Origin of the sequence: Streptomyces filipinensis (assembly GCF_014649495.1) — a bacterium.
GTDB classification, from domain to species: Bacteria; Actinomycetota; Actinomycetes; order Streptomycetales; family Streptomycetaceae; genus Streptomyces; species Streptomyces filipinensis.
Window position 1 is genome coordinate 1 of sequence record NZ_BMTD01000021.1, and the last position, 22,184, is coordinate 22,184.

Below are 22,184 nucleotides of genomic sequence, written 5' to 3' on the forward strand. Positions count from 1 at the left end.
GGTGGTTTTTTTCAGGGGTGGTTGTGTGGAATGCATGGTGGGGTGTGTGGAGTGACTGTTTCGTTTTGTGTGTGGGGGGTTGTACGGTCGGGTTGTCGGTTCGGGGTTTTTGGTGTGGTGGTTGTCGGGGAGGGTGGTTGTGGTTTTCAGGGGTGTGGTGGCGGGGGGTTCGTGGGGTGATGTCGCGGGGTTGGTCGAGTTTGTTCCGGGGGGTTTTGCTGATTGGTCGCGGCCGGAGTCTGTGGCGTGTCAGATGCTGCGGTGTGAGCCGGGTGATGTGGATGTGTTGGTGGGGGCGGGGCTGCCGTTCGCGTATCGGTCGGGTGTGCGTTGTTTCGATGTGAATGATCTGTACAACCTGGGGATGTATTCGGGGCGGTCGGATACGCAGCCGGAGCTTGCGTTTCGTATGTTGTTCCGTTTCGCGGGGCGTTCGGTGGTGGATTTGCTGGGGCCGCGGGTGTGGGATTTCCGGGTGCGGTTGGAGTGTGCGGGGTGTGAGGGGGCGGCGCCGTGGCGTTTTGAGGCGCCGGATGTGGTGCGGTTCGGGGGGCGTGTCGAGGATGTGGTGGCGCCTTCGGTGGGGGAGGGGTCGGCGTCGTATGCGGCGCGGGTGACGTCGGTGGGGGCGAGGACGCCGTTGGTGTCGCCGGTGTTGCGGAAGTTGACGGGGGAGTATCTGGAGGCGGGGTATCGCTGGCAGATGGTTCCGGTGGCGATGCAGGCTGATTATGAGTTGGTGCACCGGCTGGGGGTGACGAGTTGTATCGCGGCGAGTTTGTGGTTGGCGGAGCGGTTCAGGGCGGCGGGGTATCGGGCCGAGGCGAAGCGGGGCTGGTTTTGCGGGGTGCTCGGTGGTGCGTTGGATCTGCCGCACGCGTGTGTGGAGGTCGAGGACGATGACGGGGTGCTGAAGACGGTCGATATCGCGAAGGCGCAGCTGGCGGCGCGTCTTTCCCCGGACACGGCTGATTTCCAGGACTTGTGTGTGGGGTCGGTCTACAACAAGGTGATTGCGTCCACGGCGTCGGGTGGCGCGCCGTTCGCTTCTCACGGGTGCGGGTCGGAACTGCCGGCCGGGGTACGGGCGGACATCCGTGCCGTGCGCTGACCGTATGCGGCCGGCCGTTCTGATGGCGGGTGTTGCGTCCGGCACGCTGACACCGGGAACGGATGGCCCGCGCTCGCGGCATCGGGGATTTCGTCCGGCGCCGGCGGGGGAGGTCGCCGGGTGCGGCGGTGAGGCCGGGAACGGCCGGGTGCCGCATGCACCCCGGACCCGCACGGCTGGTGCGTCGTAGGCCCGCCGGGGACGGGCAGAGCCTGTGCTTCATGGGTCTGTCGGGGACGCACATGGCTGGTGGGCCGCGGCCTCGCTGGGGACGGGCAGAGCCTGTGCTTCATGGGCCTGTCGGGGACGGACATGGCTGGTGGGCCGCGGCCTCGCTGGGGACGGGCAGAGCCTGTGCTTCATGGGCCTGTCGGGGACGGACAAAGCTGGTGCGCGGGGGTTTTCCGTGACGGACAGGGCTCGTGCTTCGTAGGTCTGTCGGGGACGCGCAGGGCTGGTGCGCGGGGGTCGGCCGTGACGGACAGGGCTCGTGCTTGATGGGTCTGTCGGGTCGGATGGGGCTCGGGTTTCGTGGGTTGGCCGGGGTCTGGAAGGTCCGGGGTGCGGGGGTGGGTGGAGCTCCGTTGGGGGGTGTTGCCCAAGGCGGTGGGACGTTCGTGTGTGGGTGTCGGAAAAAGAGACTGGGTTGTGGAAGGGGTGTTGGTTGTGGTGGTGCGTGGGGTGGAGCCGGTGGTGCTGGATCTGGGCCGGTTGGAGAATCTCGCGGAGTCGGGTTATTACAACCCGTATTCGATGTTCGACTGGCCGGATGTGATCGAGCCGGATCTGCCGTGGATGTCGGAGTCTTTGACGACGTTGGCGGGGACACCGATGTGGGATGAGCTGAGCCGTGAGCAGCAGGTGGCGTTGACGCGGTTCGAGGCGATCAATTTCTTCAGTCTGAATATTCACGGTATCCGTGAGTTGATGAGTGAGGTGGTGATGCGTATTCATGAGCGGACGTATGCGGGTGTCTCGGAGTTCTTGCACCATTTCATTGGTGAGGAGAACGAGCACATGTGGTTCTTCGCGCAGTTCTGTCTGCGGTACGGCGGGAAGCTGTATCCGGCGCAGCCGGCGTTGAAGGCGGGTTCGGTGGATCATCTGTCGCCGGTGGCGCGTGAGTTGATCGTGTTCGCGCGGATCCTGATCTTCGAGGAGATCGTGGATTACTACAACGCGCATATGGCGACGGATGCGTCGTTGCCGGCGATCGCGCGGGAGATCAACCGGGTGCATCACCAGGATGAGAGCCGGCATGTCGCGTTCGGGCGGATGATCTTCACGAATCTGTTGGGGCAGGTCGCCGAGCGGGATGCGGGGGAGGTCCCGGTGATCGCGGAGTATCTGGAGAGTTATCTGCAGTACAGCATCGCCACGCTGTACAACCCGCAGGCGTACCGGGATGCGGGGATCGCGGATGCGTTGGGGGTGCGGCGGCGGGCGCTGGCGCATCCGGTGCGTCGTGCGGCGCACGACGAGGTGTTGAAGCGGACGAGGAAGTTTTTGAGCCGGGCCGGTGTGGGGCGGGAGGTGATCAAGTGAGTGTGGAGCCGATGCAGGCGGTCCGTGAGTTCATCGTGGGCCGTAATCCTCAGCTGGGTGAGTTGTCGGAGGAGTTGGATCTGATCGACAGCCGGGCCATCGATTCGCTGGCGTTCGTGGAGTTCATCTTCTTGCTGGAGGAGCTGACGGGGCAGGCGATCGATCCGGAGGATCTCGATCTCGATGATTTTCGCACGCTGAGGACTCTTCAGTTGCGTTTCTTCACGAAAGAGGCGGCATGGTGACGACAACGGCGACGACAACGACAACGGCGACGGCGGTGGCCCGGACGGCGGCGGCCGAGGCGGGGGCTGAGGCGGCGGGGGTGGGGGTGCGTGAGAATGGTCTGGGGGTTCTCGATGGCAGCCAGTTGAGGTTGCTGCGGGCGATCGACGGGGTGTTCTTGCGTCTGGCGCAGGACTGGCAGGCGCCGGAGTTCCGGTTCCCGTTTCTGATGCGGTGCAGGGATCTGGACACCTTCGACTACTACGACAACTTCCCGCATCTGGGGCTGGCCGCGGTCCGGTTGGATCCGGGGCGTCTGGGTGCGGTGCTGGGTGAGGAGGCGCGGCCGGTCGAGCGGATGCCGGCCGCGGTGATGGAGCCGGCCGCGTTCGCGTTGCCGTCGGCGGCGTGCTACTCGGTGTATGTGGACCTGGCGGGGTCGGTGCTGCCCGGTGAGGGGGTGCTGCGGACCACGGTGGGCACGTGTTTTCGTAACGAGGAGCATTACCGGGGGCTGCAGCGTCTGCTGGGGTTCTCCATGCGCGAGATCGTGTGTGTGGGCCCGGAGCAGACGGCGAAGGCGCATCTGGTGCGGGCCAAGCAGGCCGTCGAGGCGCTGTGTTGCGAGCTGGGGCTGGATCTGCGGATCGAGGCGGCCACCGATCCGTTCTTCGACAAGAACAGCGGCAAGGCGAAGATGCAGCGGCTGTTCCCGGTCAAGGAGGAGTTCGTGGTGGAGGGCCTGGCGATCGGCTCGGTCAACTACCACCGCAACTTCTTCGGTGAGCGCTGCGACATCCGCGTCGGGCAACAGACGGCGCACACCAGTTGTCTGGCGTTCGGGCTGGAGCGGTGGGTGCACACGCTGACCGAGCGGTTCGGTGGCACGGATGCCGCGGTGCGCGCGGTGGAGAGTCTGAGCTGATGCGTACCACGGTGGCCCGGGCGCTGGGCTGTGAGGTGAGTCTGCTGCAGTCGGGCATGGGCGGGGTGGCGGGGCCGGAGCTGGCCTGCGCGGTCTCCGAGGCCGGGGCGGCGGGCTGCGCGGGCGGCTACAAGCTGTCGGGTGCGCCGCTGTCGGCGATGCTTGAGCGGCTGGTGGCGCACACGGCGCGGGTGGTCGGGGTGAACCTGATCCCGGAGGTGGTCGGGCCCGGGCAGCTGGGCCGGCAGGTGGCGCAGGTGCTGGGGGAGACACCCGAGCGGGTGTATCTGTCGTTCTTCGGGATGCCGCCGGATGCGGTGCTGCAGCAGCTGGTGGGGGCCGGGCGCCGGGTGGTGGTGCAGGTCGGCACCGTCCAGGACGGTGTCCGTGCGGCCGGTCTGGGTGCGGTGGTGGTGGCCCAGGGTATCGAGGCGGGCGGTCATCTGCTGGGGGAGTGGCGCCGTGACGACCTCGTGGCGGCGTTGCGGGACCGGCTGCCCGATGCGGTGGTGGCCGCCGCGGGCGGGATCGGCTCGCCCGAGCAGGCCGGGCGGGCGCTGGCCGCGGGCGCGGACGGGGTGCTGCTGGGCACCGTGTTCGTCGCCGCCCGTGAGTCACGCGCTCACCCCCGCTTCAAGGCGGCGGTGGCCGGCGCCGAGGCGGGTGACACCGTGATCAGTGACGTCTACGAGATCGGCTGGCCGGGCCGGCGCCACCGGGTGCTGGCCACGGCGGTGACCGCCGATCCGGGGCAGCCGGCGAGGTTCATCGGCCGCACGGTGGTGGAGGGAAAACCGTATCTGGTGCCGCGGTTCAGCGCGGCGGTGCCCACCGACGCCACCAGCGGCCGGATCGAGGAGATGGCCCTGTACTGCGGCCTGTCCTGCAGCGCGGTGGCCGGTGAGGCGGCAGCGGCCGATGTCGTCGCCGCGTTCGCGCCCGTCCTCGCGGACGGCGCAGGAGCCACCCACCCCCACCCGCACACGGACCCCCACCCGCACACGGACACAGACACACACCTGCACCCGTGCACGGACACGCACCCGCACCCGGACCCGCAGATGGGCACGGACGCGCACGCGGCCCCGGACCCGCAGATGGGCACGGACGCGCACGCGGCCCCGGACCCGCAGATGGGTACGGACGCGCACGCGGCCCCGGACCCGTACATGGGTACGGACGCGCACGCGGCCCCGGACCCGTACATGGGCACGGACGCGCACGCGGCCCCGGACCCGTACATGGGCACGGACGCGCACGCGGCCCCGGACCCGTACATGGGCACGGACGCGCACGCGGCCCCGCACCCGCACAAGGACACGGAACCGCACCCGGACCCGCACGCGGGCACGCACCCGCACCCGGACCCGGACCCGGACGCGCACGCGGGCACGGACATGGACCTGGACCTGGACATGGAGAGGGAACTGAGCGATGCCGGCCGATGAGGCACACGAGGACTATCACCACGATCTGACCTACCGTGAGGACGCGCCGCTGGTCGCGACCCGGCCGGGGGTGGAGCTGTACTGCGAGTCCACCGGCCAGGGCGTCACGATCACGACGCTGAACAACTTCTTCTTCTGCGCCCCGTTCTGGCGCGAGTACACCGACCAGCTGGTCGAGCACTACCGGGTGATCAGCTACGACCTGTGCAACCACGGACGTTCCACCCGTACGCAGGCCGAGCCCACCTGGGCCGAGCACGCCGAGGATCTGATCCGTCTGCTGGACGCGCAGGGCGTGGACTCCACCTACCTGATCGCTTCCTCGGCTTCCACCCAGCTCGCCCGGGACGTGGCGCTGGCCCACCCGGACCGGGTGCGGGGCATGGTGCTGGCCGGACCGGTCGTGGGCCCGCAGGGCATGCGCCGCCACCGGATGCTGCAGCGGGCCTGGCTGCGGACCCTGAACAGCCACGGCATGCCCGAGCTGTACAGCCACATGTACCCGGAGGTGATCAGCACGGACATGAACGAGTCCACCCGTACCCCGGGTTTCCTCGGGCTGCGGGAGAGCTTCCTGGCGATGTCCACCCCGGAGGAACTCAACAACGGTCTGCGGCTGGCCCAGGAGGGCGAGGCGAGTCCCGAGCTGCTCACCCGGATCCACACACCGACGCTGATCGCCCTGGGCGACGACGACATCCTGCTGGGCCCCACCGCCGGCCACGAACTGGCCGCGCTGTTCCCCAACGGCCGCTGCGCCATCATGCCCAAGGCCGGGCATGTGCCCTTCCTCGACGACCCGGCCGGTTTCCAGGAGCTGGTGCGCAAGTTCATCGACGAAGTGGAATCACATGCCTGACACGGCAACCGACGTGCGCCGGCGTATCCGCGAGCTGCTGGCCGAGGTGTTCGGCGGATGGGGCTTTGTCAGCACCGTGGACGCATCAGCCTCGCTGCGTGAGGCCGGCGTGCCGTCCACCGCGCTGGTCGCGCTGCTGGTCGCGATGGAGGACGCGTTCGGATTCGAATGGGACGACGACGTGCGTCCCGAGGTACTGCGTTCGATCGACTCGCTGGCCGGGCACATCGAGACGCTCCGCGCCTAGGAAGGAACGTGCAGATGCCGGCCCTGACGGCGGGCATCCCGGCCGCGGTGGCCGCGCGGATGTCCCTGGCGATCCATCCGGTGCCGGCACCCTACGGTGCGGCCCAGCAGTTCACGGCGGGTCGCCGCGCGGCCGCCCGGGCCCTGGCGCTGGCCGGCTCGGCCTGCCGGGTGGTGCCCCGCCAGGCGGGCGGCCGGCCGCTGTTCCCGCCCGCCTTCGCCGGCTCCATCTCCCACACCGGCCGTCTGGCCCTGGCGGTGGTGGTCCCCGGCGCGAGCGCGGTCGGCTGCGACATCGAAAACGCCGCCATCACCGCCCGGATGACCCGGTTCGTCCTGCACACCCCGGAAAGACGAACGCTGCTGGAGCAGGCCGGCTACAGCGCACGCGATCTGTTCGCCGCCAAGGAAGCCGCGTTCAAAGCCCTCAGCGGCACGGCCGGCACCGGCCGGTTCTGGTTCTGGCAGATCCGCCTGAGCCAGGACGGCGGCGCACTGAGAGCCGCCTATGGCGGCCTCACGGTACCGGTGTGGATGAGCTCCAGGGCCGATCTGTCCGTCGCCGTGGCGATACGGCACTGAACCACACGACCACAACCTTAACCGCACGGGAGGGGACACCACCTTGAGGGGCCACGACATCCGTCAGACCGTCGATGACATGTTCCGCCGCGAACTGCACGTGGCACAGATCAACCCCGACGTCCCGCTGGTGGACTACGGCCTGGACTCGATCAGGTCCATCACCCTGGTCGTCGACATGGAGGCCACGTTCGACGTGCGTATCTCCGACGAACAGGCAGCCTCCATGCTCACGCTCGGCGACGTCGTGGACCGCATCACCGCTTTGCTGACCGTGAACGCCGGTGCCGGGGAAGGGCAGGCATGAACGCCGAAGGTGACTTCGAACGCTTCACCCGGCCCGAACTGGCCCGCCTGTTCCGGGCCCTGCACCTGGAGGTGACCTACCGGGTGGGCCGGGGCGACTACCTGATACGCCAGCGCGACGAGCACCGCCTCGACCACACGGCCGCCGGCACGGCCACGGCCGCCCCCACGACCGCGGCCGCGCAGGCGGCCGCGGGTGCGGGTGCGGGTGCGGGGGCGGATGTGATCCTGGACCTGGTGGGCGGTGCCGGCTCGTCCCTGTTCGGGCACAACCACCCCGACCTCGTCGCCACGGCCCGCCGCTGTCTGGACGAGCAGATCCCCTTCAACGCGCAGATCAGCATCCGCCCGGCCACCGCCCACCTGGCCCGGCGGCTGTCCGAGACCGTCGGCGCCACCACCGGATCACGCTATGTGGTCACCCTCGGCAACACCGGCGCCGACGCGGTGGAAGCCGCGGTCAAACACGCGACGGTCGAACACCGCCGCCGCCTGGCCGCCCTGCAGCAAGACGTCGAAACCACCCTGCGCCGCCTGCACCGCGACCAGCTGGCCGACACCCCCTGCGCGAGCGGACCGGCCGTGGGACGCCCCTGCCACCTGGTGCTCAGCGAGGCGCTCACCCGGATCGACGCCATGCGCCGCGAGGACCCCGTCTTCGTCTCCCTGCGCAACGCCTTCCACGGCAAGTCCGCCGGCGCCGGCACCCTCACCCACGGCGCCAACGTGCCCGGCGACCTGCACGTGCCCGGCCCCCGCCACCGCCGGCTGACCGACTGGACACCCCAGCGGGTGATCAGCGCCCTGGACGCCGACTTCGACTCCGTCTGCCTGCTCACCCTCGACGCCGCCGGCCGCGCGCACTCGGCCGTGCGCCGCCTGTCCCCGGTGGCCGCCGTGTTCGTCGAACCCATCCAGGGCGAGTCCGGCGTCCACGAGGTACCCGCACCCACCCTCGCCGCGCTGCGCGAGCTGGCCGACCGGCACGACGCGGCCCTGGTCTTCGACGAGATCCAGTGCGGCATGGGCCGCACCGGCACCTTCCTGGCCTCCGAACCCTCCCAGGTCAGCGCCGACTACTACCTCTTCTCCAAGTCCCTGGGCGGCGGACTGGCCAAGGTCTCGGCCCTGCTGGTCGACGAACGACGCTACGTGCCCGAATTCGGCCGCCACCACACCTCCACCTTCGCCGACGACGACTTCTCCTCACTGATCGCCACCCAGGCACTCGAACTCGCCCACACCTACCGCGCACGCATCACCGAAACCGGCGACCTGCTGCGCCGACGCCTTGAGCAGGCCGCCGCCCGCTGGCCTCAGGCGATCGTGGCCGTACGCGGCCGCGGCCTGCTGCTGGGCGTCGAGTTCGTCCTGCCCCAGCCCGACTCGGGCCTGCTGCGCGAGGCGATCGACTCCGAGTCGCTGGGATACCTCATCGCCGGCCGGCTGCTGCACACCCACCGCATCCGGGTCATGCCCACCCTGTCCGCCCCCACCACCGTGCGCGTCCAGCCCTCGGCGCTGCTCGCACACGAGGAGATCGAACGCATCGGCGCCGCCTTCGAGGACGCCGCCGCCCTGTTGGCCCGCGGCCAGTACGCCACCTTGCTGCAGCACCTGACCGTGCCCGCCACCAGCCCCTGGCAGCCCAAAGCAGCCATCCCGCTGCCCCGCGGCTCCCACCACCCCCCGCGCCCGCCGCGCCGCACCCACCTGCCGCGGGTCGCGTTCCTCGCCAACATCGACAGCCCCGCCAAACTCGCCTCCCTGGCACCCGAACTGGCCGCCTGGTCCACCGAGCAGTCCGCGGCCGCACTGGACCGGATGTGGGGCGAACTGGACCCCTTCGAAGTCACCCGGCACACCGTCACCTCCCACACCGGCACCCAAGCCGAAGTGATCATGGTGGCCGCGCCGTTCACCGCCGCCCAGGCCGGCGCCGCCCTCAGATCCGGCCACGGCGCCTGGCTGCGCCGCACGGTCCTGGACAGCGTGGACCTGGCCGTCTCCCTGGGCGCCGAGGTCATCGGCCTGGGCGGCCACACCTCCATCGTCACCAACGCCGCCCGCGACGTCGTCGAAAGCGGCATCAAGGTGACCTCCGGCAACTCCCTGACCGCCGCCTGCGCCGTGGACCTCCTGCAGGCCCAACTGGCCGAATCCGGGCCCCGACGCCGCGTCGGCCTGGTCGGGGCGATCGGCAACATCGGCGCGGTGATGGCCGAACTCATCGCCCCGCACTGCGAGTCGATGGTCCTCGTCGGCCGCCCCGGCTCGCAACGACGCCTGGCCGCGGTCGCCGACCAGCTCACCGGCTGCGCCGACATCCGCATCAGCGAGGACATGTCCCACCTGGCCGACTGCCCGATCGTGATCAGCGCCACCAACGCGGCAGAACCGGTGATCTACCCCCACCACCTCGCCGACGACCACAAGGTCCTGCTGTGCGACCTGGCCGTCCCCGGCGACGTCCACCCCAGCGTGGCCCGCCTCGCGAACGTCACCCTGGTCTCCGGCGGCCGCATCCAGCTCCCCGGCCTGCAAACCCCCCACTTCCCGGGCCTGACCCTGCCCCCGGGCATCGTCTACTCCTGCATGGCCGAGACGATGCTGCTCGGCTTCGAGGCCGGCACCTCCAGCCCCTCCTACGGCGGCCTGACCGCCCACGGCGTCCTGGCCGCCCGCGACCTGGCCGCCCGGCACGGCTTCAACCCCGCCCGCATCGTCTTCGACGACATCTGCGTACAGCCGTGGAACGCGGACCCCACCACCACCCCTACCAAGGAGCGCAGCAGATGACCGCCTTGCGCACACGGTCCGCGACCGTATGGCACGCACTGCTCCAGCACGCCGAACAAGGCCCGGACGCACCGACCATCACCCTGATCCCCGAACCGGGCCGCCAGCACAGCCTGCGCGTGGACACCCTCGTGGAACACACCCAACGCGCAGCCGCCCACCTGGCCGAACACGGCGTCGGCCACGGCGACCGGGTGGTGCTGTGCCTGCCCACCGGCCAGGAGTTCCTCACCGCCTTCTTCGCCACCCAGCTGCTGGGCGCCATGCCCACCGCGATCTCCCTGCCCATGCGCTTCGGCGGCGCGGCCGGCGTCGAAGCCCAGCTCAAAGACCTCACCGGATACCTGCGCCCGGCCGCCGTCATCACCACCACCGACGTCATCCAGGCCCTGCCCCACCTCGTGGACACCTGCCTCATCGACGGGGCACACCTCCTGGCCCGCGCCCACAGCACCGACGCCCCCCTGCACCCCCTGCGCCGGCCCCGCAGCGAGGACCTGGCCCTGATCCAGTGCACCTCCGGATCCACCGGCCGCCCCAAAGGCGTCATGATCAGCCACGCCAACATGGCCGCGAACTGCGAACAGTTCACCAGCGCCGCCGGCTGGACGAAGACCGACACCACCGTCAACTGGGTCCCCCTCTACCACGACATGGGACTGTTCACCGGCCTCCTGTTCCCCCTGTACGTCGGCGCCGACACGGTGCTGATGCCGCCCAGCCGGCTGCTGCGCCACCCCGCCGACTGGCTGCGGCACATCAGCGACCACCACGGCGCCGTCTCGGCCGCACCCAACTTCGCCTTCGGCTACGCCACCGCCCGCATCCGCGACGAGGAACTCGACGGCGTCGACCTCTCCAGCTGGCGCATCTCCATCTGCGGCGCCGAACCCGTCCAGCCGGCCACCATGGACCGCTTCTTCACCCGCTTCGCCCGCTGGCACCTGCCCGCCACCATGCCACTGCCCTCCTACGGCATGGCCGAAGCCTCACTGATCATCACCACCACCCGCCCCCAGGCCCCCCTGCGTTTCGACTCCATCGACCGCACCCGCGCCGCCGTCGACCACCACGCCGTCGACGTCGACCCCCACAGCCCCCACGCCCTGCACATCGTCGACTGCGGCACACCGGTGGCCGGCACCGAGATCCGCATCGTCGACGACACCGGAACACCCCTGGCCGACGGCCGCATCGGGCACATCCAGTTCCGCGGCCCCTCACGCACCCTCGGCTACTTCGACCTGCCCGAGGAGACCGCCCAGGCCATCGACGGCCCCGGCTGGTGGAAGACCGGCGACATCGGCTACCTGCGCGAGGGCGGCCTGCGCATCACCGGCCGCTCCAAGGACCTGGTGATCATCCGCGGCGCGAACTACTTCCCCTCCGACTTCGAACAGGCCGCCGAAACCGTGCCCGGCGTCCGCCTGGGCGCCGTGATCGCCCTCGGACACCGCCCCCCCGACGCCGACTCCGAGGAACTGCACCTGCTGGTGGAAACGGAACTGGACAGCCACCAGCACGAGGCGCTGCGCCAGGCCGTGCGCAGCGCGGTCACCTCCCGCACCGGCGTGACACCCGCCCAGGTGCACCTGCTGCCCAAGAAAAGCATCCCCAAGACCACCAGCGGCAAGGTCCAACGGGCCAAGGCACGCAGGCTCTTCCTCGACCCCACGCCGCACCCCCCCGCCGATGCCTGCCCCGCCGCCACCTAGCCCCCGAGGAAAAACCTCATGTCCCACACCAGCTGCGCCCCGCCACCGGCGCCCGGGCAGCTCACAGCGACCCTGACCACCCCCAAGATCGTGTTCCTGATCATCGCGGCCGCCGCCCCCCTGGCCGCCATGGTCGCCACCGTCCCCCTGGCCTTCGCCCTCGGCAACGGGCCCGGCGTGCCCGCCCTGTTCGTCTTCGCGGGCCTGACCCTGATGTGCTTCTGCGTCGGCTACGCCGCGATCAGCCGCCGCGTCGTCAACGCGGGCGGCTTCTACACCTACATCTCCTGCGGACTGGGCCGCCCGCCCGCCGTGGCCGCAGGACTGATCGCCACCCTCGCCTACAACACCGCCTCCACCGGCCTGCTCGGCTCCTTCGCCTACTTCACCCACCTCATCGCCGCCCAGCACGGCATCAGCCTGCCCTGGCAGCTGTGGGCGGCAGCCGGCCTGCTCGCCATCGCCGTACTGGGCTACCGCCAGATCGACCTCAGCGTGCGGGTCCTGGGCGTGGCCATGTGCTGCGAAGTGGGCATCCTGCTCATCCTGGCCGCGGCCGTCCTCCTGCGCCACGGCCACCACGCCCTGCCCGCCACCTCCTTCAGCACCCACACCCTCTCCCACCCCGGCATCGGCGTCACGATGATGTTCGCGTTCATCTCCTTCATCGGGATCGAATCAGCCGCCCTGTACGGCGAGGAGAGCCGCCACCCCGAACGCAGCGTGGCCCGCGCCACCTACATCGCCATCAGCCTCATCGCCCTGTTCTACGGATTCATCAGCTGGATCGCGGTCGGCGCGGTGGGCCCCGGCCACATCCGCGCCGTGGCCGGCCAGGAACTGGGCGATCTCTTCTTCCGCCTCAGCGACGACTACCTCACCTCCACCCTCACCTCCCTCATGCAGATCCTGCTGTGCCTGAGCCTGTTCGCCGGCTGGCTGGCCCTGCACAACGCCGCCAACCGCTACATGTTCGTCCTGGGCCGCGAGAGGATACTGCCCAGCGCCCTGGGCACGGTCCACCCCCGCCACGCCTCCCCCTTTCGCGCCAGCCTGGCCCAGACACTGTTCAGCCTGCTTTTGGCCACCGTCTTCGCGCTCGCCGGACTCGACCCCTATCTCGGCCTGACCACCAGCATGCTGGGCATCGGCACCCTGGGCATCGTCCTGCTGCAGGCCGTGGCCTGCCTGTCGGTCATCGGCTACTTCCGGCGCCGCCCGGACCGGCACTGGTGGCGCACCACCCTCGCCCCGGCGCTCGGCTTCCTCGGACTGGCCGCCGCCACCTTCCTCGTCGTGGACAACTTCGCCACCATGACCGGGACCGACAACCCGGTGGTGGGCCTGCTGCCGTGGCTGATCCTCGCCGTGGCCGCCGCGGGCATCGCCTACGCGCTGTGGCTGCGCCAGGCCCGCCCCGCACGCTACGCCCGCCTGGCCGGAGTACACACACGCCAGGAGAACACCACCCCGGCCCGACACGAACCGGCCCGACACACCGAACCCACCGAACTGCTCGAACACACCGAACACCCCGAACACGCCGAACACGCCGGGCAGGCCGAACACCCCGAACACGCCGAACACGCCGGGCAGGCCGAACACGCCGGACACGCCGGGCAGGGCGGACACGCCGGGCAGGCCGGGCAGGGCGAACCGGCCGAACGCGCCGCACACGCCGGGCGGAGCGAACCGGCCGAACATGGTGAACCGGCCGAACACGCCGGGCACGGTGAACCGGCCGGAGCGGCCGGGCAGGCCGGGCGGACTGTCCCCGGCCGGGCGACGGCCAGGAGGTGACCATGGCCGCCATCACCCTCCAGCCGGAGCACCGCGACGCCGACCTGATGGCCTGGGGCGTGTGGGACTTCGTGGCTCTTTTGACCACACCGACCTGCATACCGGCCCACGGCGTCACCCCCGCGCCGCCCCCACCGCCCCGGGAGCCGCCGCCCACGCCGCCGGCACCCGCCAGGTGAGGCGAAGGAGGGCACGTGCACCACAGCGGGACACCTGCAGGAAACCGGCCAGCAACGCACCGCGCACCGCGGCGCCCCCCTGGCAAGCCCCCGTGAGCGCCTGCACACTTCCTCCCACCACACCCCAGGACGGTCCACGTGCCCGGCACGGCACGTGGACACCGTCATTTTTTCACCCAGGCCGGGCTCACGGCCCCGACGCGAAGCCCCAGCCCGCATGCGAGGAGACACATGTTGCGACAGCCACACGACTTCCGGCTCACCGCACACGAGGTGGCGCAGTTCCACCACAACGGCTTCGCGGGCCCCTTCACGCTCTACGAGCCCGAGGAGATCGAGCAGCGCTGGGAACGCACCCGCCGGGAACTGATGGACCGCAGCGGCGCGGTGTACCGGGAGGAGGACGACGGTGAGGGAGCGTCGAACCTGTCCAACTACGACCGGCACCTGGACAACGCCTTCCTCGCCGACCACATCACCCAGCCGCGCATCGTGGACCGTCTCACCGGCGTGCTGGGCCCCGACGTGCTGTGCTGGCGCAGCGACTTCTTCCCCAAGTACCCGGGCAACGAGGGGACCGACTGGCACCAGGCCGCCACCTTCGCCAACGCCTGCGGGCGCCCCCAGATCCGCTGGCCGCAGGGATCCGGCGGCCGCGGCACCCTCACCGTGTGGTGCGCGTTCAGCGACGCCACCATCGAGACGGGGTGCCTGCAGTTCATCCCCGCCAGCCACCGCACCATGCACTACGACGAGACCAAGCCGATGCGCTACGACCCCGACCGGAACATCTCCGTGGTCAAAAACGGTGTCCGGCGCGGCTTTTTCGGCTACGACTACCGCGAGCTGCAGATCGACCCCGGCTGGCAGCCCAACGAGTCCAAGGCGGTGTCCGTGGAGATGCGGGCCGGGCAGTTCGTGATGTTCTGGTCGACGCTCCTGCACGCCTCGCACCCGCACGCCGGCCGCACCAAGAAGATGCGCATGGGCTACTCGGCGCGCTACGTGCCCACCTGCGTGGCCCTCTACCCGGGCCTTTCACAGGTCGAGGAGTACGGGGGCCGCGCACGCCTGGACCGCTACGCGGCGGTGCTGGTCAGCGGCCGCGACGACTTCGGGCACAACCGGATCGCCCGGCACACCACCAAGGGCCACCCCTTCCGGCGCCGCGACGGTGCCGGCGCCTGGGCGTGAAACACCCCCGCCCGCGCCCGGATCCGCCCCCCGGCACCATGGCGACGGCGCCGCCCCCTCTTCGGTGAGAGGGGGCGGCGCCGTCGCCATGGTGCCGGGGGAGAGGGGCGGGTGCGGCGGTTTCAGGGCACCACCACGACCTGGGCGGCATGGGTCAGCCCCGCCCCGAAGCCGACCAGCAGGGCCAGGTCACCGCTTGCCACCTGACCGGTGGACAGCAGCTGGTCCAGGGCCAGCGGGATCGACGCGGCGCAGGTGTTGCCCGCGGTTTCCACGTCCCGGGCCACGACCGTGTGCGCGGCCAGGCCCAGGGACCGGGCGGCGGCGTCGATGATGCGGGCGTTGGCCTGGTGCGGGACGAACGCGGCGAGATCGGCCACCGTGACGCCCGCCTTCTGCAGGGCCTGCCGGGAGATCTGTGGCACCATGCGGGTCGCCCAGCGGAACACCTCGGGCCCCGCCATCCGCAGATACGGCCAGGGCCCCTGCCCGCCGCGCAGCTCCAGCCAGCTGCGGTCGTGGGCGATCAGACGGTGCTGCTCGCCGTCGCAGCCCCACACCGCCGCGCTGATGCCGGGCTCCTTCGACGGGCCCACCACCACCGCCCCGGCACCGTCACCGAAGAGGAACGCGGCACCGCGGTCCGTGGGATCGACGATGTCGCTCATCTTCTCGGAGCCGGCCACCACCACGAACCGCGCCTGGTCCGAGCGCACCAGCGCATCGGCCAGCCCCAGCGCGTAGGAGAAACCCGAGCAGGCGGCGCTGATGTCCAGGCCGCCCGCGCCGCGGGCGCCCAGCAGGGCGGCCACCCGCGGCGCGGCGGCCGGCGCCTGCTCCAAGAAGGACATGGTGGCCACCAGCACCATCGAGACCTCGCCCGGATCGATGCCCGCCTGGGCCACCGCCTTGCGGGCCGCCTCCGCCGCCATCGTGATGACCGTCTCCTGCTGCGCGGCGAACCGCCGGCTGACGATCCCCGACCGGCGGCGGATCCACTCGTCGCTGGAGTCGATGCGGGCACAGATCTCGTCGTTGCCCACCACCCGGCTGGGCCGGTACACCCCGGTGCCCAGGATCCGGGCCCCCACCGAGGGCTCGGGCACACGCAGCACCCCCATCACGCCCCGCCCTTGACCGCGCCGCCGGCACCGGCCGGCACCCCCACGACGGCCAGCTCGCCCCTTTCGTAGCGCTGCTTGCACGCCTGGCGCTGCACCTTCCCGCTGGAGGTGCGGGGCACCGCCCCGCGCCGCACCAGGACGACCTCCTCGGGGGTGATCCGGTTGCGTTCCCCCACGGCCTCACGCACCCGGCGGCGGATCGCCTCGCCGCCCAGCTCGCCCAGCAGCCTGCCGTCGGCCTCGACGACCACCACCAGCCGCTCGCGCTGTCCGTCGTCGCTGGAGAAGGCCGCCGCGCAGTTCGGGTGCGCCCCCGGCAGGGCCCCTTCCGCGGACAGCTCGATGTCCTGCGGATAGTGGTTGCGGCCCTTGCGGATGATGACGTCCTTCACGCGCCCGGTGACATACAGCTGCCCGTCCTGCAGGAAACCGAGGTCCCCGGTGCGCAGATGAACACCGCCGGCCCCCTCTCCTGCCACCCGCGCCCGGAAGGTCTCCTCGCTCTGCGCGGCCCGCCCGTGGTAACCGCCCGCCACACAGGGCCCCTGGACCCAGATCTCCCCCACCTGCCCGTCGGCAAGGACACGGCGCGCGCGGGGGTCCACGATCCGCACCCGGGTACGGCCGACCGCCGTGCCGCTGCTGACCAGCGGCACCGCGCCGCGGGTGTGCTCGCCCACCGGCTGCGCGGTGCCGTTGCGCAGGGCCTCGCCGGACAGCCACACCACGCGCGGCTCCTCGTCCTGGCGGCCGCCGGTGGCCTTGAGGGTGTTCTCCGCCAGCCCGTAACCGGGGCACATGGCACGCGGATCGAAACCGTAGGGCGCGAAGGCGTCGGCGAACGCCCGGACGGTGGCCCAGCGCACCGGCTCGGCGCCGTTGGCGGCCACCCGCCAGCTCGACAGGTCACCCACCGCGCCCATCCTGCCCTCCCGCGCCGCCCGCGCGCACAGCTCGTAGGCGAAGCTGGGCGCGGCGGCATGCGTGCCGCCGAACCGGGCGATGGCCTCCAGCCACCTGGCCGGGCGGCGGATGAACGCCTCCGGCGCCATCAGGTACGAGGGGATGCCCGCCCACAGGGGCATCACGACCCCGAACATCATGCCCATGTCATGGAACAGGGGCAGCCAGTTCACCACGGCGCCCCGCGGGGCCGACGGCCACAGCTCGTCGGTCTCGGCCGCGTTGGCCAGGAAGTTGGCGTGGCTGACCACGACCCCCTTGGGATCCCCCGTGGACCCCGAGGTGTACTGCAGCAGCGCGACGTCCTCAGGTCCCGCACCCGCCCCCGCCCCGGGCGCGCCCTGCACGCTCTCGGGCAGCGCGTCGGTGGCCAGCAGCCGCAGCCCCTGGAGCGCGGGCATACCGGCGAACCGCTCGCCCAGCTCCCGTACGACCTCCCTCGTGCTCAGCACGGTCGAGGTACCGGCGTCATCGGCGATCCGGCGCAGCCGCTCGACCTCCTCGCGGCGCCGGGGCACCTGCACCGGAGCACCGGCCACCCGCGCGTACAGGCACCCCGCAAGAGCCCGTACGAACTCCAGGCCCGAGGGATACAGCAGCACCGCGCTGCGGCCCGCGAGCCCGGCGGCGGCGAACGCGGCGGCGCGCCGGCCGGCCTCGGCGTGCAGCTGGCCGTAGGTGAGCGACTCGTGCGGGTCCTCGCCGTTGCGCAAGAAGACATAGGCCGTCGCATCGGGTTGCTTCTCGGCACGCAGCCGCAGGGCGTGTGCAAGGGTGCGCACCTGCGCGGTCGAATACGCTCCGGTGGTGGTCACGGTCGGATCTCCCAGATGTCGGACGTGAACAAGGGGCGAGGTCATCGCGGCGGGCAGCCGGCCGCGGGAGGGCGGGGCGCGGCCGGCAGGGGGGCCAGCAGGTCCTCCACCGCCGCCAGGACGTCCCCGGTCACCGCGGCGGCGGCGGGGACGATGTCGGCCATGAGGAGATATCCGTGCACCAGGCCCGGGCCGGGAACGTGCCGCACGGGCACGCCGGCGGCGGCCAGACGCGCCGCCAGCCGGACGCCCTCGTCGTGCAGCGGGTCGAATTCGGCGGTGCCGATCACGGTGGGCGCCAGATCGCCGAGGTCGGCGTTGAGCAGATCGACCGCCGCGTCGGTGCGCGCGGCCGGATCGGGCAGGTACTGGTCGTAGTACCACAGCAGGTCGTCGAGTTCCGACAGGTAGCCCGAGCCGTAGCGGGCGACCGAGGGCGACTGCAAAGACGGGTCGGCCGGCGGGTAGACCAGCAGCTGCGCGGCGAAGGGGGCACCGCCGTGATCGCGGCGGTGCATCGCGATGCCCAGGGCCAGCGCCCCTCCCGCACTGTCGCCGGCGATCACGTGGGCGCGGCCGGGAAAGGCACGCTCGGCCCACCGGGCCGCGGCGATGCCGTCTTCGAGCGGGCCGGGGTAGGGGTGTTCGGGCGCCCGCCGGTAGTCCACGGAGACGACCACCGCGTGCAACGTGCCGGCGATGCGCCGGCACACGGGGTCGTGGGTGTCGACGTCACCGACCGTCCAGCCGCCGCCGTGCAGATACGTCACCAGACGGCCCCGGTCGGTCTCGGGCAGATACATCCGCACGCGGAAGGTGCCGTCGCCGCCGTCGACCAGCCGGTCCGCACTCTGGGCGACCGCCTTGAGCGCGGCACCCTCCCGCACCCGGGCCGCGTTGTCGGCGTAGCGGCGGCGCACCTGATCCACACTCAGCGTGCGCGCCGGCGCCGGCCGGGCGGCGGCCTGCCACTGGATCAGCGCGTTCACGAAACGGTCCATGGCCAACGTCGCTCTCCTTGCCTCACACCAGCGGAGGATTCAACGGCTTGAACCCCCGCAGCCGGCTGTACATGTGGTACGGGTAGGGCGCCGTGACGGAGCTGGCCTTGTCCAGCCGGGACAGCTGCTCGGCGTCCAGCTGCCAGCCGATCGCCCCCAGGTTGTCGCGCAGCTGTTCCTCGTTGCGGGCACCGATGATCACCGTGGCCACCGTCGGCCGGGTCAGCAGCCAGTTCAGCGCCACCTGGGGCACCGTCCTGCCCGTCTCGGCGGCGATGTCGTCGAGCACGTCGACCAGGTCGTAGAGACGTTCGTCGTCCACGGGCGGCGCCGCCGCGGCCGTGCGGTGCAGCCGGCTGGCCTGCGGCAGCGGCTGACCACGGCGGACCTTCCCCGTCAACCGCCCCCAGCCCAGCGGACTCCACACCACCGCCCCCACCCCCTGGTCGTGCGCGAGCGGCATCAGCTCCCACTCGTAGTCACGGCCGGCCAGCGAGTAGTAGACCTGGTGCGCGACGTAGCGGGGCAGGGCGTGCCGGTCGGCGGCGGCCAGGGACTTCATCAGCTGCCAGCCGGCGAAGTTCGAGGCCCCCACATAACGGATCTTGCCCGCGCGCACGAGGTCGTCCAGGGCCGCGAGGGTCTCCTCGACAGGGGTGCCGGCGTCGAAGAGATGCAGCTGGAACAGGTCGATGTGCTCCACCCGCAGCCGGCGCAGCGAACCCTCGACCGCCTTGATCAGCCGGGAGCGCCCCGTACCCCGCTCGGCGGGCCCGCTCCCGGTGGGCGTGCCCGCCTTGGTGGACAACAGCACCCGGTCCCGCCGCCCCGCGACGGCCGCCCCGAGCAGCTCCTCGGAGGCCCCCTCGGAGTACACGTCCGCGGTGTCGAACATCGTCACACCCGCATCCAGGCAGATGTCGACCATGGCACGTGCCTGCTGCGCGTCGGTGTCACCCCACGCGCTGAACAGGCTGCCGCGGCCACCGAACGTGGCCGCGCCCAGACTCAGTACCGGAACGTGCAGCCCAGAAGCCCCGAGCCGGCGGTATTCCATGACCGTCTCCTCTCCACCAACTGCCCGGCTCACCAGTCGATCAGCGCCAGGGAGACGGAGAACCCGCCGCCCATGCCGAGCAGCAGGACCCGGTCCCCGGGCCGCAGCGCCCCCGAACGGGCCGCCTGATCCAGCGTCAACGGCACCGAGGCGGCACCCACGTTGCCGAACTCGCCGACCGTGCGGTGCAGCGTCGCCCCCGGCAGATCCAGCCTCGACCACAGCTCCTCGAGCATCCTGCCGTTGGCCTGGTGGGGGACCAGATGGGTGATGTCGGCCGGCAGCACCTCACACTCGTGCAGGAACTCCTTCACCAGCCCCGGCACCGTGTTGACGATGAAGTCCCTGACGGTGCGCCCCTCCATCGAGAAGTACTGCAGGCCCGCCTCGTGCACCGCGGGGGCGTAGGGCTGCCGGCTGCCGCCCGCGGGCACCACGACGAGATCGGACATGTCGCTGTACATGTGGAACACGCTCCGGCGGATCCCGCGCTCGGGGCCGGCCGGCCCGATGACCGCCGCGCCGGCACCGTCGCCGAACAGGATCACGGTCTTGCGGTCGGCCGGATCGAGGATCTGGGAGTACAGGTCGGCACCGATGACCAGCCCGTATCCGCCGGACTTGGCGATCATCCCGTGGGCGACGTCGAGGGCGAAGGAGAAACCGGCACACACGGCGTTCACGTCGAACGCCGCCACCCCCGTGGTGGCCCCGCCCAGGTTCTGGTGCACGAAGACCGCCGTCGCCGGCTGCTTGTGGTCCGGTGTCGAGGTCGCCACCACGATCGTGGACAGCTGGTCTGCCGTGATCCCCGCGCTGCGAAGGGCGTTGCGCGCGGCCCCGGTGGCCAGATCGGAGGTGGCCTGGCCCGGCCGGGCCCAGCGCCGCTCACGGATCGCCGTCTTGCGCACGATCCAGGCGTCGTCCACCCCGGCGTGCGCACCGGCCTCGGTGTTGGACACCACCCGATCGGGGACGAAGGACCCGGTGCCGAGTATGGCGACAGGTGCAGCGGACACACTCATGGGCGCTCTCATTCCGTGACGTCGGCGGGCAGGGGGAAGTCCGTGGTGGCCTCGGGCCAGTGGGGCACCGACTCGATCTCGAGCACCGCCGCGGTCAGCGAGTAGCCGCCGCCGGCAGAGGCCAGGAGCACCAGATCGCCTTCGCGAACGAGTTTCTTCTCCACCAGACGCGCCACCCCCGCGGTCAGATCCCCCGCGCCCAGGTGCCCGGTGTAGCGGCCCCAGTCCATCAGCGAACGGTCGGCCGAGATGCCCAGCGGCTTGAGGAACTGAACGTCCATCAGCCCGTGCCCCATGTTGGGCATCAGGATCTTGGCGAAGTCGTCCAGGGTGTGACCGCTCTGCTGGAGCACCGAACGCACCAGCTCCTGCAGCGCCACCTCGCAGCGCTGCAGCACCGACTCCTTGCCGACCCTGGCCAGGTAGGACTTCTTGGGCTCGCGCAGATCGTCGACCTTGGGCTGGGGGGAGGTGGTGAAGGGGTGACTGCCCCGGTGCAGCGGTTCCAGGGAGGCGTCGGTGTACGACGCGATGGCGTGGACGCGGGCGAAACCGCCGGCGGTGGAGAGCACCATGGCCGTGGCCCCGTCGCCCAGGACGATGCCGTACGCCCCCCGCCACCGGTCCATGCCGGGCAGACAGAACCGGTCGGCGGTGGTGACCATCGCGCTTGAGGCGCGGCCGGACTGCAGCTGGGAGACCGCCAGGTCCATCGCCACCATGCCGCCGTTGGACAGCTGCTGCACGTTCACCGCGAAGGCACCGGTGACCGCCAGCTCACGCTGGATGTACGGCGCGCTGGTCCAGCAGTAGTCGCGGCCCTGGTGATACACCGAGGCGTGCACGAGCGCGTCGAGCCGGCCCCCCACCACGTGGGCGGCACGGTCGAGAGCGCGCCGCCCCGCGAACGCCGCCATGTCCGGGACCGAGGTCTCGTCCGCGACGACCGGCAGGCAGACCATCTTGTTCTCTTCGAAATCCTCGGCGGCGTACCTGCCGTCGGCCACCGCTTCCTTTGCCGATTCGGCGGGCGGAATCCAGGCGGCAGCCGACGTGATGTAGACAGGAGTGCTCATTCTTCGCTTCCTCCGAGTTCCATCCACCACGGGATAGGAAATATTCGGGCAGTGAAATGCCAGGCCGGCCCGGATGCTTTGCCGGAATAAACTCCACGCTACCAGCGCCCCACCGATCGCCCGCATATTAATTTCTCACGCCTCGCCCTTAATAGTGCACGGCGGTGATAAGGGCGGCGGTGTATTAGG

The 22,184-nt window shown here is 70.9% G+C and carries 20 protein-coding genes; 14 read left to right on the forward strand and 6 right to left on the reverse strand.

Annotated elements, in window-relative coordinates:
• The first annotated feature begins 289 nt into the window (after positions 1 to 289).
• The 14 genes from IE244_RS34015 to IE244_RS34080 all read left to right on the forward strand — a co-directional run bounded on the left by IE244_RS34015 (position 290) and on the right by IE244_RS34080 (position 14,934).
• A complete protein-coding gene (locus IE244_RS34015; protein ID WP_191877435.1) occupies positions 290 to 1,111 on the forward strand; it encodes a hypothetical protein in 822 nt (273 codons plus the stop codon).
• A gap of 648 nt (positions 1,112 to 1,759) precedes the next feature.
• On the forward strand, positions 1,760 to 2,656 hold the full coding sequence (locus IE244_RS34020) for a diiron oxygenase (protein ID WP_229854546.1): 897 nt from the start codon (positions 1,760 to 1,762) through the stop codon (positions 2,654 to 2,656).
• The gene (locus IE244_RS34025) at positions 2,653 to 2,901 is read left to right on the forward strand and encodes an acyl carrier protein (RefSeq protein WP_229854548.1); all 249 of its coding nucleotides are present in this window, start codon (positions 2,653 to 2,655) and stop codon (positions 2,899 to 2,901) included. The genes IE244_RS34020 and IE244_RS34025 overlap by 4 nt, the downstream gene beginning before the upstream one ends.
• Positions 2,895 to 3,806, forward strand: coding sequence for an aminoacyl--tRNA ligase-related protein (locus IE244_RS42895; protein WP_191877436.1), 912 nt, complete (start codon positions 2,895 to 2,897; stop codon positions 3,804 to 3,806). The genes IE244_RS34025 and IE244_RS42895 overlap by 7 nt, the downstream gene beginning before the upstream one ends.
• Positions 3,806 to 5,254, forward strand: a complete 1,449-nt coding sequence (locus IE244_RS34035) for a nitronate monooxygenase (protein WP_191877437.1) — start codon at positions 3,806 to 3,808, stop codon at positions 5,252 to 5,254. Before IE244_RS42895 ends, IE244_RS34035 begins: the two co-directional genes overlap by 1 nt.
• Positions 5,241 to 6,113 carry an alpha/beta fold hydrolase gene (locus IE244_RS34040; RefSeq protein ID WP_191877438.1) on the forward strand — a complete coding sequence of 291 codons (873 nt, stop codon included), beginning with the start codon at positions 5,241 to 5,243 and terminating at the stop codon, positions 6,111 to 6,113. Before IE244_RS34035 ends, IE244_RS34040 begins: the two co-directional genes overlap by 14 nt.
• A complete protein-coding gene (locus IE244_RS34045; protein WP_191877439.1) occupies positions 6,106 to 6,360 on the forward strand; it encodes a phosphopantetheine-binding protein in 255 nt (84 codons plus the stop codon). Before IE244_RS34040 ends, IE244_RS34045 begins: the two co-directional genes overlap by 8 nt.
• 14 nt (positions 6,361 to 6,374) lie before the next feature.
• Complete coding sequence (locus IE244_RS34050; protein WP_191877440.1) at positions 6,375 to 6,941, forward strand: 4'-phosphopantetheinyl transferase superfamily protein; 567 nt, start codon at positions 6,375 to 6,377, stop codon at positions 6,939 to 6,941.
• Positions 6,942 to 7,020: 79 nt separating this feature from the next.
• Positions 7,021 to 7,248, forward strand: a complete 228-nt coding sequence (locus IE244_RS34055; RefSeq protein ID WP_191877441.1) for an acyl carrier protein — start codon at positions 7,021 to 7,023, stop codon at positions 7,246 to 7,248.
• Positions 7,245 to 10,046, forward strand: a complete 2,802-nt coding sequence (locus IE244_RS34060; protein WP_191877442.1) for an aminotransferase class III-fold pyridoxal phosphate-dependent enzyme — start codon at positions 7,245 to 7,247, stop codon at positions 10,044 to 10,046. The genes IE244_RS34055 and IE244_RS34060 overlap by 4 nt, the downstream gene beginning before the upstream one ends.
• The gene (locus IE244_RS34065) at positions 10,043 to 11,761 is read left to right on the forward strand and encodes a fatty acyl-AMP ligase (protein WP_191877443.1); all 1,719 of its coding nucleotides are present in this window, start codon (positions 10,043 to 10,045) and stop codon (positions 11,759 to 11,761) included. The genes IE244_RS34060 and IE244_RS34065 overlap by 4 nt, the downstream gene beginning before the upstream one ends.
• Positions 11,762 to 11,779: 18 nt before the next feature.
• A complete protein-coding gene (locus IE244_RS34070) occupies positions 11,780 to 13,561 on the forward strand; it encodes an APC family permease (RefSeq protein ID WP_191877444.1) in 1,782 nt (593 codons plus the stop codon).
• A gap of 2 nt (positions 13,562 to 13,563) precedes the next feature.
• On the forward strand, positions 13,564 to 13,740 hold the full coding sequence (locus IE244_RS34075; RefSeq protein WP_191877445.1) for a hypothetical protein: 177 nt from the start codon (positions 13,564 to 13,566) through the stop codon (positions 13,738 to 13,740).
• Between the two features lie 231 nt (positions 13,741 to 13,971).
• On the forward strand, positions 13,972 to 14,934 hold the full coding sequence (locus IE244_RS34080; protein ID WP_191877446.1) for a chlorinating enzyme: 963 nt from the start codon (positions 13,972 to 13,974) through the stop codon (positions 14,932 to 14,934).
• Positions 14,935 to 15,056: 122 nt separating this feature from the next.
• Here the strand turns inward: IE244_RS34080 and IE244_RS34085 are convergent, their stop codons facing one another.
• From IE244_RS34085 to IE244_RS34110, 6 genes are read right to left on the reverse strand one after another with little or no spacing between them, the layout of a single operon-like run.
• Entirely contained in the window at positions 15,057 to 16,055 is a 999-nt protein-coding gene (locus tag IE244_RS34085; protein ID WP_191877447.1) for a beta-ketoacyl-ACP synthase III, read from the reverse strand.
• On the reverse strand, positions 16,055 to 17,836 hold the full coding sequence (locus IE244_RS34090; protein WP_229854550.1) for a fatty acyl-AMP ligase: 1,782 nt from the start codon (positions 17,834 to 17,836) through the stop codon (positions 16,055 to 16,057). The genes IE244_RS34085 and IE244_RS34090 overlap by 1 nt, the downstream gene beginning before the upstream one ends.
• Positions 17,837 to 17,877: 41 nt before the next feature.
• Positions 17,878 to 18,837, reverse strand: coding sequence for an alpha/beta hydrolase (locus tag IE244_RS34095; protein ID WP_191877449.1), 960 nt, complete (start codon positions 18,835 to 18,837; stop codon positions 17,878 to 17,880).
• 22 nt (positions 18,838 to 18,859) lie between these two features.
• Positions 18,860 to 19,894: an aldo/keto reductase gene (locus IE244_RS34100; protein WP_191877450.1), complete on the reverse strand. Its 1,035-nt coding sequence runs from the start codon at positions 19,892 to 19,894 to the stop codon at positions 18,860 to 18,862.
• Between the two features lie 29 nt (positions 19,895 to 19,923).
• On the reverse strand, positions 19,924 to 20,919 hold the full coding sequence (locus IE244_RS34105; protein ID WP_191877451.1) for a 3-oxoacyl-ACP synthase III family protein: 996 nt from the start codon (positions 20,917 to 20,919) through the stop codon (positions 19,924 to 19,926).
• An 8-nt stretch (positions 20,920 to 20,927) separates the two neighbouring features.
• On the reverse strand, positions 20,928 to 21,995 hold the full coding sequence (locus IE244_RS34110; RefSeq protein ID WP_191877452.1) for a ketoacyl-ACP synthase III family protein: 1,068 nt from the start codon (positions 21,993 to 21,995) through the stop codon (positions 20,928 to 20,930).
• Positions 21,996 to 22,184 lie beyond the last annotated feature (189 nt).